Source organism: Paraburkholderia sp. J11-2 (assembly GCF_905220185.1).
Classification (GTDB): domain Bacteria; phylum Pseudomonadota; class Gammaproteobacteria; order Burkholderiales; family Burkholderiaceae; genus Paraburkholderia.
In genome coordinates this window covers 21577-35162 of the sequence record NZ_CAJMYY010000023.1, presented here as the reverse complement: position 1 = coordinate 35162, position 13586 = coordinate 21577, and the positions used below count along the sequence as shown (strand labels likewise).

The 13586-nt window shown below is 65.4% G+C and carries 13 protein-coding genes; 1 reads left to right on the top strand and 12 read right to left on the bottom strand.

Going from position 1 to position 13586, the window contains the following annotated elements; translation table 11 throughout:
• Window positions 1–8: 8 nt before the first annotated feature.
• Both U5A57_RS28455 and U5A57_RS28450 read right to left on the bottom strand, forming a co-directional pair.
• On the bottom strand, window positions 9–1124 hold the full coding sequence (locus tag U5A57_RS28455) for a linear amide C-N hydrolase (protein ID WP_321914969.1): 1116 nt from the start codon (window positions 1122–1124) through the stop codon (window positions 9–11).
• Window positions 1125–1333: 209 nt separating this feature from the next.
• Window positions 1334–1639, bottom strand: a complete 306-nt coding sequence (locus tag U5A57_RS28450) for a hypothetical protein (protein ID WP_321914968.1) — start codon at window positions 1637–1639, stop codon at window positions 1334–1336.
• Window positions 1640–1981: 342 nt separating this feature from the next.
• Between U5A57_RS28450 and U5A57_RS28445 the strand changes: the two genes are divergently transcribed.
• Complete coding sequence (locus U5A57_RS28445) at window positions 1982–4174, top strand: TonB-dependent receptor (protein ID WP_321914967.1); 2193 nt, start codon at window positions 1982–1984, stop codon at window positions 4172–4174.
• 67 nt (window positions 4175–4241) lie between these two features.
• On the opposite strand, the gene U5A57_RS28440 is transcribed toward U5A57_RS28445, so the two are convergent.
• The 10 genes from U5A57_RS28440 to U5A57_RS28395 form a co-directional block, all read right to left on the bottom strand.
• Window positions 4242–4907, bottom strand: coding sequence for a DUF2278 family protein (locus tag U5A57_RS28440; protein WP_321914966.1), 666 nt, complete (start codon window positions 4905–4907; stop codon window positions 4242–4244).
• A 156-nt stretch (window positions 4908–5063) separates the two neighbouring features.
• On the bottom strand, window positions 5064–5417 hold the full coding sequence (locus tag U5A57_RS28435; RefSeq protein WP_321914965.1) for a RidA family protein: 354 nt from the start codon (window positions 5415–5417) through the stop codon (window positions 5064–5066).
• Window positions 5418–5463: 46 nt separating this feature from the next.
• Entirely contained in the window at window positions 5464–6645 is a 1182-nt protein-coding gene (locus U5A57_RS28430) for an FAD-binding oxidoreductase (RefSeq protein ID WP_321914964.1), read from the bottom strand.
• The gene (locus U5A57_RS28425; RefSeq protein ID WP_321914963.1) at window positions 6638–8068 is read right to left on the bottom strand and encodes an NAD(P)/FAD-dependent oxidoreductase; all 1431 of its coding nucleotides are present in this window, start codon (window positions 8066–8068) and stop codon (window positions 6638–6640) included. Before U5A57_RS28425 ends, U5A57_RS28430 begins: the two co-directional genes overlap by 8 nt.
• On the bottom strand, window positions 8058–8432 hold the full coding sequence (locus tag U5A57_RS28420; RefSeq protein ID WP_321914962.1) for a (2Fe-2S)-binding protein: 375 nt from the start codon (window positions 8430–8432) through the stop codon (window positions 8058–8060). The genes U5A57_RS28425 and U5A57_RS28420 overlap by 11 nt, the downstream gene beginning before the upstream one ends.
• A 7-nt stretch (window positions 8433–8439) precedes the next feature.
• Window positions 8440–9582: an FAD-dependent oxidoreductase gene (locus U5A57_RS28415; protein WP_321914961.1), complete on the bottom strand. Its 1143-nt coding sequence runs from the start codon at window positions 9580–9582 to the stop codon at window positions 8440–8442.
• Window positions 9579–10376, bottom strand: coding sequence for an ABC transporter permease (locus U5A57_RS28410; RefSeq protein ID WP_321914960.1), 798 nt, complete (start codon window positions 10374–10376; stop codon window positions 9579–9581). Before U5A57_RS28410 ends, U5A57_RS28415 begins: the two co-directional genes overlap by 4 nt.
• Window positions 10377–10387: 11 nt before the next feature.
• Window positions 10388–11260, bottom strand: a complete 873-nt coding sequence (locus tag U5A57_RS28405; RefSeq protein ID WP_321914959.1) for an ABC transporter permease — start codon at window positions 11258–11260, stop codon at window positions 10388–10390.
• Window positions 11247–12317 carry an ABC transporter ATP-binding protein gene (locus U5A57_RS28400; protein ID WP_321914957.1) on the bottom strand — a complete coding sequence of 357 codons (1071 nt, stop codon included), beginning with the start codon at window positions 12315–12317 and terminating at the stop codon, window positions 11247–11249. Before U5A57_RS28400 ends, U5A57_RS28405 begins: the two co-directional genes overlap by 14 nt.
• 55 nt (window positions 12318–12372) lie before the next feature.
• On the bottom strand, window positions 12373–13428 hold the full coding sequence (locus U5A57_RS28395) for an ABC transporter substrate-binding protein (RefSeq protein WP_321914956.1): 1056 nt from the start codon (window positions 13426–13428) through the stop codon (window positions 12373–12375).
• Window positions 13429–13586: the final 158 nt, after the last annotated feature.

The window sequence follows — 13586 nt, the reverse complement described above, 5'->3', positions numbered from 1 at the left end:
CGCAGTGATCACTGCGCGGACGCGGGCATGAACTTGAACGAAGGCGTCGCGACGAATTTGCCGGACACCTCGCCTGAATACACCTGGCCGGAATCGATGGTGAGCTTCATCACCGGCGCGCCGGGTTTGAGGTCGAGCTTGCTCAGCGAGATCCAGAAGGTGTCGGGGCGTGTGGCGGAATCGAAGTAATAAACGCGGTTCGTCTGGTCCGCCACGGTGCGCCAGATCGTCGACGAAAGATTCGGCATGTTGGGCGTGGTGATGCCGAGCGGCACGCTCACGGAGCGCATGAGGCTCATCACGCTCGCCACGGCCTGATAAGCGGGGTTTTGCTGCGGCACACCGGCCATATAGGCAGGGTCGGGCTTCTTGGGAATCGCATCGAGCAGAAATGAGGTGCGTACGAAGCGGTCGGCTGCGCGATTCGTGCCGGGCAGAAAGGCGAGGCCGCCTACGCCTTTCCAGTACGTGTCGAGCGCGAGTTGTTCGGGGTAGATCGGCGAGTTCGTCATGACCTTGTACGCCTTGTCGTGCATGATCACGAGCTTGCCGTCGATATATTCGAGAATGGCCGAGTCGCCTTGCGAATCCGAAAGCGAGAGGTGGATCGAGATCGGCTTGCCGTCGGGAAGCGGTGGCGCAATGATCTGGAACGGCTCGCGGCCTAACGCGTCCACGGCCTCTCGAACCGTGGCGAAATTGTCGAGCACGTATTGCGCCCACAGGCTGATGGCAAGCGGCGGGTGCCCCGAGTCGGGCTTGCCGTAATCGGTTTCCGCGAGATAGAGCGCATTGGCCACGAGGCCGCGCTCATTCATGCCGTCCACACTGCCGATGTCGTATCCCGACACCACCACGCTGCCATATTTCGAGCGCCAGTGCGGCGAGCGCGGGCCCGCGTTGCCGTCGCGTTCGATGCCTGCCGGAAAGACCCAAAGGTTCGAGCGCATGTCTTCGGACCAGTCCATCGAACGCCCGGTGATGACGAGACCGCTATCGCCCACATAGAGCGCGCGCGTGCAGGCTTGCGCGGGATCGATGACGAACGGAGCAGCCAGCAGGGCGAGCGAAGCGGCAAGCACGCAGGCTTTCAGGCGCAAATGCGAACGAAGCGGACGGGACATGATGGCGTTCCAGTTGCAGGACGCGCCGATCATGTCACGGAACTCGCGGTGGCCGGTTCGAACGTGGCCAGGGCGCAAGCACACCATCGGGTCTGCTATGCGGCGCGCATTGTGTGCGGGGCGCAGCGCCGCTAGTTCATTCCAGTGGCCGCCATTAATAATCAGGATCGCTGACTATTGCGCGTAGATCGCCGCACATCGCGTGAACGCTAGGGCTGCTGCCAGTGGAAACGATCGCCGCGCAGGGGGGCGCCTTGATCGTCGAGCTGTTCGTCGCCGGCCGGCAGCGCTTCGAAATATGACTTGCCTTCTTTCTGCGGCCCCGTGTGCAACGCGGCGCGCGAAATGCCTGGCGGGATAGACGAGGGCGAGGCGGGCGGCCAATACAGCGTGGCAGGCGCCGCACTCTGGGGAGAGGGGAGAACCGTGTTTTCGTTTGCCGAGGCGAGGCCCATGGCCCATGCGGCCGGGACCGAAGCCAGAACGATCAGCACGGGGAACGTAGCGTGTTTCATACGCGGCCACCACGTGAATGGACTGACTGGGCCTGTATTTTATGTCGCGACTTAGCGTATTTCCAGGCGCGGGCATCACGCAGAGCAGCGAGGCGGCCGCGCCCTCGGGTGGCTTGTCCAATCCAGAAAACTCGAGGCGATTATTTCGCCAAACAGACATGATCGGCCTTGTCCGCGTCCGTTTTGAGCAGTATCTCGAAGGAATACGTCAAAACTGACAAATGCCATACGGGTTCTAGGAAAAGTCGTAAGGGTTTGTTAATATCGCCGGCCAGTGATAAATGAGAATGCTTCTCATTGAAGTATCCGCGAGCACTGGCGAGACGACCCTTCCAAAACGACATGAACAACCGAGAACACGCGCGGCGCGCTCGACGCACGCAGCCCCGGCCCCTGCGGCCGTTGCATTTTGCGGCCTGGCTCACTTTTGCGGCAGCTCAGGCCGCCGTTGCCCAGACAGCGACTCCGGCCGCCGCTGCGCAGGACGGCGCCGCGGCCACCACCAGCACGGACCAGGCGCTGCCCGCAGTGAAGGTGAGCGCGAGCCAGGCTGCCGACTCGCCGCTGCACCTGAATACGCCGGTGTCGAGCGGCGCGCTCGGCACGCGCTCGCAGCTCGACACGCCGTTCTCGACCACCGTCGTGACGGGCGAGAACCTCGCCGAGCGCCAGGTCTACAAGCTCGGCGACGTGTTCGCCGGCGACGCCTCGGTCAGCAACAACAGCAACGCCTATAACGCGTGGGCCACCTACATCACCGTTCGCGGCCTGCCCATCGACTGGCAAAACGGTTATCGCATCGACGGCAATCCGTTCATCTCGTACGGCATCACCATGCCTTACGAGCAACTGGAGCGCGTGGAGTTGCTCAAGGGCCTGGGCGGCTTCATGTACGGGTTTGCGCAGCCGGGCGGTCTCGTCAACTACGTGACGAAGCGGCCGGACAAGGACCCGGTCACGAGCCTCGACGTGGGCTATCGCATGGACGGCGTGCTGAGCACGCACGTGGACCTGAGCCGCCGCTTCGGCCCGGACGACATGTTCGGCGCGCGCCTGAACTACACGAAGGAAGCGGGCAAGACCTATAACGCGGGCGATATCAACCGCAACTCGGTTTCGCTCGCGCTCGACGGCCAGCTCACGCGCGACCTGCAGGTCTGGTTCAACGCGCTTTACCAGACCGTTCGTTCGAGCGGCCAAACGCCCGCGATCTACACGGGCAGCTACACGGCCTCGAGCCTGCCGGCGGTGATCAGCGGCGGCACGAACTTGCTTGGTGGCACCGACCAGCACATCAACACGAACCTGCAGCTCTACACGGCGGGCGTGCGCTACCAGATCACGCCCGACTGGTCGTTCACCACCTCGGGCAGCTACAGCAAGTCGGCGCGCGATCGCAACGAGAGCACGCTCACGCTGCTCAACCAGGAAGGCGACTACACCGACGCGCGCTGGAACGGCGACGAAGGCCATCAGGACATCTACTGGCAGGGCATGTTCGAGGGCAAGGTGAAGACCGGGCCGTTCACGCATCAACTCGTGATTGGCGGTTCGTACCAGCATCAGACCAACAACTACGCGTCGAACTCGATCTACACGGTGCTCGGCGACGGTAATCTGTATCAGCCCAATCCGTGGCGCTACTATTCGGGCTCCGGGCTCGAAACGTATCGCGCGAGCGATATCACGCAGGCTTCGGCGTTCGTGAGCGACACCATGCAGATCACGAGCCGCTGGTCTGTGCTCGCGGGCCTGCGGTACACGAACTATAGTCAGAACAACTACGCAACCACGGGCGAAAAGACCTCCCAGTACAGCCAGAACGGCGTACTCACGCCGACTTTCGCGCTCATGTACAAGCTCGAGCCGAATACGACGCTGTACGCGAGCTACGTCGAGGCGCTGGAGCAGGGCGCGATCGTCGACAGCATTTATGCGAATGGCGGCGCGATGCTGCGTCCGCTGCGCTCGCGTCAGTATGAGATCGGCGTCAAGAGCGAGCACGAGCGCTGGAGCGCGACGGCGGCGCTGTTCCGCATCGAGCGCGGCGCGGCGTACGCGAACAGCGACAACGTCTATGTGCAGGACGGCAATTCGATCTTCGAAGGGATCGAGGCGGCGGGCAGCGTGCGGCTTGGCCGCAGCTGGCAGGTGGCCGGCAGCGTCACGCTGCTCGATACGTGGTACGCGAAGGGCCAGTCGTACAACGGCAATCGCGTAGCCGGTGCGCCGACGTTCGTGGCCGCGGGCCGCGTGACTTACGACGTGCCTTATGTGCAAGGCCTGCAACTGGCGGCGGATGCGAAGTTCACGGGCAGCACGCAGGTGCGTCCGGCAAACAATCTGGAAACCGGCGGCTACATGCTCGTGAACGTGGGCGCGAACTACTTCACCCGCATTGGCGGCCACGACGTGACGCTGCGAGCCGCGATCGACAACATCACGAATCGCCGCTACTGGATGTTCCAGTACTCCGATTACATCGCGCCGGGCGACCCGCGCACGGTCAGCCTCAACGCGAGGATCGACTTCTAGGCGGTCGATCGTCTAACGAGCGGGCGCATGCCGGGGAGCCGGGATGCGCCCGTTTGCCGTTGAGCGCCTACGAAATCGGCTCTGAATTCGGCATCGGGTTGCCGAGATCGTCGGTCGGCACGTATTGCTGATCGAACGCCGCAACATACAAGGCCCATTCGGGGTCGCCGAGATCCACGAGCAGCGCGCCGTCCTGCCAGATGTCATTGTGGTCGTTCGCGTCGTTGCCCGCCGTGTGGATGAACTCGCCCTTCGAGCCCTGGTTCATGTGGACGTCGTGAATGCCGTCGCCTTCGCTGTAGAAGCGGCCGAACACGTACACGTCGAGCGAAGATTGTTGCGCCCGCAACAGAAGACGCTTCAGCGAAGCGACCGGTTCGACCTGGTCGGAGCCATCCATCACGTCGCTGTCGCGCCACGCGCCCGTATTGGCGAGAAAGTCGCTGCGCTCGAAGTCGATGGCGGGCAGCGCTTCGGTGCCCGTGAGATCGGTCTTGCCTTCGGCCGCGCCTTCGAGCGTGGTGAGCACGTTGTGATTGAAGTCGAATACGAGTTTGTACTTGAGCAGGTCGTCGGCATCGGTGGTGCCCACGTTGACGGCGATGTCCCAGCGCGCGCCGTCGACCGTCACACCGAAGTGCAGGTGGTATTGAACTTCGTGAGGCCGCCGCGTGGGCTTCAACTGCGGCGCGGAAACCATCTTCGCCTTGACGTAGCCGTAAGGAAGGGCCATCGCGCGCTCCTCTGAGTTCGGGTGGGTTCGCCATTGTGCCGCGCGAACGTGAACTTGCGCTGACAGTGGGCGCGTGAGAAGCGCCTTCGCTTTACGGATTGGCAATCGTGGCTGTCGGCGCGCTTTCATGCCAGCGCCGGCAGCCCGATCCCGCGCTTAACCCAGCGCCACCACCGCGATCTCCACGAGCAATTGCGGCGACGCCAATTGCGACTGCACGGTAGCCCGCGTGGGCGCGCAACCTGCGGGCACCCAGGCGTCCCACACTTCGTTCATGCCCGCGAAGTCGCGCGCGATATCCGCAAGCCACACTTGCGCGGAGACGAGCCGCGTCTTGTCGATACCGGCTTTGGCGAGAAAGCCGTCGATCTTCGCGAGCACCGCGGCGGTCTGGACTTTCACGTCCGGCGACGGATCGGCTGACGTCTGCCCACCCACGAACACGAGCCCGGCGGCCTTCACGACGCGGCTCATGCGCTGATTGGTCTCGATACGAACGATATCGTTCATGTGTCTGCAAGCTCCTTCGCCATCTTGGCGATACAGGGTGAGAGAATCAATGCGCAGCAACGCCGGCCATTGGCGCGTGCGCCGCGGCACGCTCGAAGCGGTCGATCGCGAACGCATCGAGCGAAAGCGAAGGCTCACCGTCGAGCACGAGTTCGGAAACGAGCCGCCCGCAAGCGGGCCCGAGTTGAAAGCCGCTGCCGCAATAGCCGAACGAGTAGTAGAGGTTCGAGGCGCGCCGGCTTGCCGATATGACGGGCAGCGAGTCGGCCGTGAACGCTTCCACACCGGCCCATGCGCGGTTCACGCCGAGATGGCGCAGATGCGGAAACAGATCGACTACAGTCTGTGCGCTTTTCACGAGCCGCATGAAATCGACTTCGCCGTGGCGCCCAGGCAAATCCGCGATGCCGATCAGCTTGCCGCCAATCACCACCGTGCCGTTGTCGAACTGCTTGAACGAAAGCGGGCGGCCCGTCGCGCCGAGCGTCGCGCGGCAGAACGGCGCCACGCGATGCGTGACCATCAGCATGAGCCCTTCGGGGTGAACAGGCACGCTCTCGCCAGCCTGGCGCGCCAGTTCGCCCGACCACGCGCCCGCCGTGACGAGCAGCTTGCGCGCGGCGAAGGTGCCGCGCGGCGTTTGGGCGATCCAGCGCTCGCCGCGCGGCTCGATGCGCGTGACCGGCGTGCCTTCAAAAAAGCGCGCGCCATGCTTTTGCGCGGCGAGGCGAAACGCCGTGGTGGTGCGAAAGGGCAGCGCGTAGCCGTCGCGCTCGACCCAGATGCCGCCCGTCACGTGCCTGGCCAACGCCGGTTCGAGTTCGAGCACCGTCTCACGGTCGATCAGCTTTTCGTGCGTGAAGCCGTGCGATTCGAGCAAGGCGACGCGTTCGCGGCATTCGTCCAGTTCGGCCTCGGTTTCGGCAATCTTCAGTTGTCCGGAGGGAACGAAGCCGCCGTCGTCGCCGATGGTTTCGGGCAGCGCGTGCCAGATTTCGCGCGACATGAGCGCGAGCGGAATCTCGGGAAGCGGGCGTCCGAGCGTGCGCACGCCACCGGCGTTGACGCCCGACGAATGGCGGCCCACGTAGTCGGCTTCGAGCACGGTCACGCTCACGCCGCGCCGCGCCATGTGAAAGGCGCTGCTCGAACCGTGCAGGCCGCCGCCGATCACGAGCACGTCCGCTTCCTGTACGGCGCTCGCAGAGAGAGTTCGGGCGTCATTCACCGGCGAGTTCTCCGAGCGTGAGCGGCTTGATGGGCGGACGGATGCGGTAGTAGCCGACCTCGGCTGGCGGCACGTTGCGCGCATCGGCGATCACTTCGGTCACGGTGAGTCCGCACATGCGGCCCTGGCACGGCCCCATGCCGCAGCGGCCGAATGACTTCGCCTGGTTCGGGCCGACGCAGCCGAGGCCGACGAATCCGCGCAGCTCGCCCGCCGTCACTTCCTCGCAGCGGCAGACGATGGTGCTGTCGGCGGGAATACGGTTCGCGTCGCGCGGGCGGTAAAGGCTGTCGAGGAAAGGACGGATGCGCATCACGCGCTCCAGTTCCGCGCGATGCGGGGCGGCCTCGCGGTCGCGCGCGGCCAGGTCGATGGTGCCCAGTTGCGCCGCAGCGGCGAGCGCCGCGAGCGTGCCTTGTTGCGCGGCAGCCTGCGCGCCGCCGATGCCCGCGCCGTCGCCGGCCACGAAGATGCCGGGCACGTCGAGTTCGCCCCATGCGTCCGTTTGCGGCTTGAAGCAAAGCTGTCCGTTGTCCCAGCGATGTGTGGCGCGCAGCGCCTGCGTGAACTGCGTATTGGGCACCACGCCCTGGTGCAGCAGGATCACATCGGCCTCGATACGTTGCGCACGGCCTTGCGACGTGAACGTGAGCGCGGCTGCGCGCTGCACGCCGTCGCTGTCCTGGCGGCCTTCGACGGCAAGGTCGTCGGCGGCTTCGAAAATCGGCACCTTGGCCTCGCGCAGCGTGCGGATCAACTGCAGGCCTTTGCTCAAGAACGGCCACGAGCGCAGCGCGGCCAGCAGGTGGCGTTTCGCACGCCAGCGGTCTTCGTGGCGCGTGGTGTCGACGAGCGCGCGAATCGGCACGCCCGCCCGCACGTATTGCCAGCCGAGCAGATAGAGCAGCGGCCCGCAGCCCGCGAGCACGGGTGGCGAGGCGGGCACTTCGCCCGCGCTTTTCAGCAGGATTTGCGCCGCGCCCGCCGTGAGTACGCCGGGCAGCGTCCAGCCGGGAATGGGAAAGGGCCGCTCCAGCGCGCCGCTCGCGAGAATCACGCGCTTGGCCTGCAAGCTGCCCACCTTGCCGTCCTTGAGGTAGTGAACCGCATGCTCGCGCGTGACCTGCCACACGGACGCATGCGCTACGTGGCGCGCGCCTGAGCGTGAGAACGCCTGGGCGATGGCGTCGCCCGCCGCGTAGTCGGGGCCGAGTATCTCCTTGCGGCGCGCGTCGGCGCGGCCTATCGCGCGGTAGATCTGGCCGCCTACGGCGTCCTGCTCGTCGATCAGGACCACTGAGAGTCCGGCGCGCGCCGAACGCGTCGCCGCGCTCATGCCTGCGGGACCGGCGCCGACCACGACGACATCGATGGCTTCTGCGTGGAAATCGGCTTTGGCGTCGCCTTGATAATCACCGGGCATGAGCGTTCTCCTCGAGCGTGTCGGCATTCGTGGCCGCTCCGGGCGGCAGGTCGCGCGCGCCTTCCTGCGAGCGGATATGCATGCCCCCGTGCACGGGCACCATGCAGCTCTGGCGGCTCGGCACGCCGTCTATTTCCACGAGACATTCGAAGCACGCGCCCATCATGCAGAATGGTGCGCGTGGCGCTCCCGAAACGGGCGTCGCGCGAAACCGCGATATGCCCGCGGCGAGCAACGCAGCGGCGACGGAGCGATCGCCAGGCACGGAGAGCGGTTGGCCGTTGAACCAGATATCGACGCGCTTTTCGGCGTCGGTGAGCGTCTTGAACAGCGGCGCGGGCGCTTGGGTAGAGTGGGCTGTCATGGCAGGGTCAGTGAGCAAGGATCGGTTCGGCAGCCGCATCGGTTGCGAAGCGGTTTGCGGAGAAGGCGGGGAGTTCGGCGGGCATTGGCGCGCCCAGAATCCACGGGGCAATACGCAGCGCGTGCGCCGCAGCGAGCGTCACGCCGCTATGGCAAGTGACGACGAAGGCCCCCGGATGCGCCTCCGACTGGTCGTAGATCGGAAAGCCATCGGGGCTGTACACGCGCAGCGCGGCCCACATGCGCACGAGCCGCACATGGGCCAGCATGGGAAACGCGCGCACGCCGCGCGCCGCAATCTGGCGCAGGATCGGCGTAGTGGTGAAGTCGTTGAAGCCGGCCTCTTCCATCGAGTCGCCGAACTGCACCGTGCCTTCGTCGGTCTGCCGCACGTTGATGGTCGGGTAGCGCAGAAACGGTTCGACGCGCTCGCTCACGAGCACCTGGCCGCGATTGGGCGCAACGGGCGCATTCAGGCCCACGTGCGGCGCGAGCGTGCGATTGCCGAGCCCCGCTGCGAGCACGACGCGCGCCGCGTGGTACACGCCGCGCCGGCCCTGCACGCTGAAGCCGCTGGTTCCGGCTACAACGCGCTCGGCGCGCTCGCCGGAGACGAGCCGCACGCCGCGCCGTTGCATCGCGACATGCAATGCACGCAGCAGCTTGAGCGGGTTGACGTGACCATCCATCGGCGTATAGCTAGCGCCCGCGACCTCGGGGCCGATGCCCGGAAGCCGCTCGCGCAGCTCTCGGTTATTTAGCAGTTCGAACGGATAATCACCGATCTCGGCCTGCAAGGTGGAGAGCCGTTTATGGCGTTCGGCGAGTTCTTCGTCCGAGAAGCAGATATGAAAGCCGCCGGGCTGTCGCAGCGCGACGTCCACGCGCGCTTCGTCGGCGAGGCTTTGCGCGAGCAGTGGCCAGCGCTGCGCCGAACTGCGCGACCAGCGCGCGTACGGCGAAAGGCCGTAACCTTTGCCCTGAATCCAGACGAGGCCGAAATTGCCGCGCGAGGCGCGAAAGCCGCCGTCGTCCTCGTCGAGCACGGTCACGCGCGCGCCTTCACGAGCGAGGCCGTAGGCCACGGCGGAGCCGACGAGGCCGCCGCCGATCACGAGCACGTCGGGGCTCGTGGAGGAGTGTTGTGTCATCGGGCTTCTCCGATCAGGATGCGGTCCAGCCCGACCATGCGGTCGAGCAGCAGCATCAGCAGGATCGTGCCGACGATCAGCACCGCCGACACCGAAGTGACGAGCGGATCGATCGTTTGCGCGATCTGGTTGTACATGGCGACGGGCAGTGTGGTGGTGCCGGGCGTCGCGACGAAAATCGTCATGGTCAGTTCATCGAAGCTCTGGATGAACGACAGCACCCAGCCGCCCGCTACGCCCGTGCGGATCATCGGCAGCACGACGCGGCGGAACGCCGTGAAGCGACTCGCTCCGCACGAAAGGGCGGCACGCTCGGCGTCGCGATCGAGGCCGACCGCCGAAGAAAGCGCGAGGCGCAGCGCATACGGCAGCACGATCACCACGTGCGCGGCGACGAGTGCCCAGAAGGAACCGTTCAGGTTGAGCAGTGAAAGAAAGCGCAGGAACGCAATGCCGAGCACCACGGCGGGGATCATCATCGGCGAGAGGAAGAAGCTCACCAGCGCGCCGCGGCCTGCAAAGCGGTAGCGCGCGATGGCGAGCGCGGCGGGCACCGCGAGCGCCACGCCGATGGTGGCCGCCGCGAACGCGAGGCGCACCGAAAGCCAGAACGCGGCGACAATGTCGCCGTTCTGCAGGATCGCGCGAAACCAGCGCAGCGAGGCACCGTCGAACGGCATCGAGATATAGCCCTTGTCCGTGAAGGCCACGAGCAGCACCACGACGATCGGCGCGAGCATGAAGGCGAGAAAGAGCGCGTTGAACGCGAGCCCGAGGAATCCGTTGCGTTTCATGTCGAGCCCCGTTAGTCGAAGATGTGCTTGAAGCGGCGCTCGGCGAGACGGCTGCAGCCCATCACGATTGCCACGTTGGCGATCAGCAGCAGCACGGCAATGCTCGCGCCCAGTGGCCAGTTCAGCGTACCGAGGAACTCGTCGTAAGCAGCCGTGGCGACGACCTTCAGCCGCCGCCCGCCGATCAGCGCAGGCGTAGCGAACGCGGAGGCCGAGAGCGCGAACACGATGATCGAACCCGAGAGCACGCCCGGCATGATCTGCGGCAGGATCACGCGGCGGAACACGCGCAGCGGCGAGGCGCCGAGCGAGCGGCCGGCCCATTCCACCTGCGGATCGAGCTTTTGCAGCGTCGCCCAGACCGACATCACCATGAACGGCACGAGCACGTGCGTGAGCGCGATGATCGTGCCGGTCATGGTGAAGACGAGGCGAATGGGCTCGTCGGTGATGTGCAGCGCCTGGAGTGCGTTGTTGAGCACGCCGTTATTGCCCAGCAGGATTTGCCAGCCGAGCGTGCGCACGACCACGGAAATCAACAGCGGGCCGAGCACGATCAACAGACAAACGGATTGCCATGGACGCCGCATGCGCGCGAGCACCAGCGTTTCCGGCACGCCGAGCACGATGGAAAGCAGTGTGACGGCGAACGCCAGGCCCGCAGTGCGCAGGAAGATTTCACCGTAGTACGGATCGCTCAGGACCTCCAGGTAATTCGTAACGGTCCAGCCGCGTTGCACGCCCGCAAGATCGCTGAACACATGAAACGAGAGCACGAAGGTGAGCAGCAGCGGCACCAGCAGCAGCGCGAGAAACAGCAGCAGCGCGGGCGCGGAGAGCAGCCAAGGCGCGGCGCCCGCGCGCGAGTCGTCAAGCGTTGCCATGGGCGCCCTCCCGCGTGAGCACGCGCAGATCGTCGTCGGTCCACGCGAGTCCGACTTCGTGGCCCTCATCGGGCGGCGGCGCACCGTGATTGGGTTGCGCGATATGCAGCTTGCCAAGCTCGGTCTCGACGGCGAGCAGCCACTGATTGCCGACGAACACGCGCGTGCTCACGCGGCCTGTGAGGCGCGCGTCGCCATTGGCGAGACGCACTTTTTCGGGGCGGATATAGACGTTCACGGCGCCCGCGACCTCGCGGCCTTCGTGGGGCACGTGCAGCATCGTGCCGCCTACCTCGACCTCGGCGCAGCGCAGGTTGCGGCGCAGGACTTCGCCTTCCAGCGTATTGGTGCGGCCAAGGAAGGTCGAAGCGAACGGCGTGGCCGGGCGCTCGTACGCGTCGAACGGTGTGCTCAACTGCGCGATCGTGCCGCGATGCATGACCGCAATGCGGTCGCTCATCGTCATCGCTTCCACCTGGTCGTGGGTCACGAGAATAGTCGTGATGCCAAGGCGCTTCTGGATCGCGCGCAACTCGATATGCATCTCTTCTCGCAGCTTGGCGTCGAGATTCGACATTGGCTCGTCGAGCAGCAGCAGTTCGGGCTGCATGGCCAGTGCGCGAGCAATCGCCACACGTTGGCGCTGGCCGCCCGAAAGCTCTTTCGGGTAGCGCGCGTCGAGCCCGCGCAGGCGCACGAGGTCCAGCGCCTCGGCAATGCGCTCGGCGCGTTGCGCGCGCTTCATCTTCTGCATCTCCAGACCGAAGCCCACGTTGCCGGCCACAGTCATGTGCGGAAAGAGCGCATAGCTTTGAAACACCACGCCGATGCCGCGTTTTTCGGGCCGCTCGTGCGTGATGTCGCGGCCGTCTAGCGTGATGCGGCCCGTGCTCGGCGTGACGAAGCCCGCGATCATCTGCAGTGTCGTCGTCTTGCCGCAGCCCGAGGGACCGAGCAGCGAGAGAAACTCGCCGCGCGCGACCGTGAGGTCGAGCTGCTCGATCGCCGTGAAGTCGCCATAGCGCTTCGAGATGCCTTGCAGGGTGAGGAAGCTCATGAGCGTGGGTCCTCGCTGATCACGTGCGGTGGGTGCGGGGCAGGGAGCGCGCGCATCAGCGCTCGACCGAACGGTTCCAGCGCTCGGTCCACTCGGTGCGATGCTCGTTGATGGTGCTCCAGTCCATGGCCGTGAGCTTCGAGATCTGGTCAGGACCATAGGGCACGCGCGCGGCCACTTCCGACGTGAGCTTGACGGTCTTGTTGACGGGGCCAAGGCCGATGTCCGCTGCCTGCTGCGCCTGCACTTCCGGGCTCAGCAGGAACTGGATGAACTGTTGCGAGAGCTGCGGCTGCGCGTTCTGCGCAATGGAGCACGCAGCCACCTGCAGCGCCACGCCGCCTTCCTTCGGGTAGATGAACTTGAGCGGGAAGCCCGTGTTTTGCAGCGCCACCGCGCGGCCGCTGCCGTAGGGGGCGATGATCACGTCGCCCGACTGCATGAGGCCGTCCATTTCGCCGGGCGTGGGCGCCCACGAAAGCACATTGGGCGCGACCTGTTTCGTCATCGCCTTGAAGCCGGGGTCGATGTCCTTTTCGCCGCCGCCGTTCAGGCGCGCGAGCATGACGAGCGTGTGCAGGCCGTAGGTGTTGGTGATCGGCGGCACGCCGAGCTTGCCTTTCACGCGCGCGTCTTCGAGCGACTTCCACGAGTCCGGCGCGGGCAGGCCGAGCTTTTTGAACGCCTGTTCGTTATAGCCGATGCCGGTCGCCACCATCCCCACGCCCACGGCGGTCGGGCCAATGTGTGCGAGCGGGTAGAGGTCCTTCATGACGGGCGCGTCGTCGAGCTTGCCGCACAGGCCGAGTTGCATCGCCTGGTACATCGGGCCGTCGTCCATCACGGCGACGTTGATCTGCTCGTGGCCCTTTTGCGCCTGGAGTTTCGCGAGCGTGTCGCTCGAATTGCCCGCCACATAGACAATCTTGACGTCATGCGCCTTTTCGAACGCCGGGATGATCTTCTGACGATAAAGCTGCTCGTTGGAGCCGCCGACGTTGGCGACGTACAGCGTGGTTTCGGCCTGGGCTAGCGAGGCCGCCGCGAGCGCGAGGGCGGCGAGCGCGGTTTTAGGCAGGAAGGTTGAACGACGGCGCATCGCGGCTTTCATGACGACGATCTCCATTCGATTGTGGGGAGCGGCGAACCGGACAGTGCGCCGATGCATCGCAGTCTGTGCCGGGCTGGCCATATCGTCCAATACGAATAAAATGCCAACCTATACGGTAATGATATGGACCAGGGTTAGGCCCTGGCGTGTGAATCAGG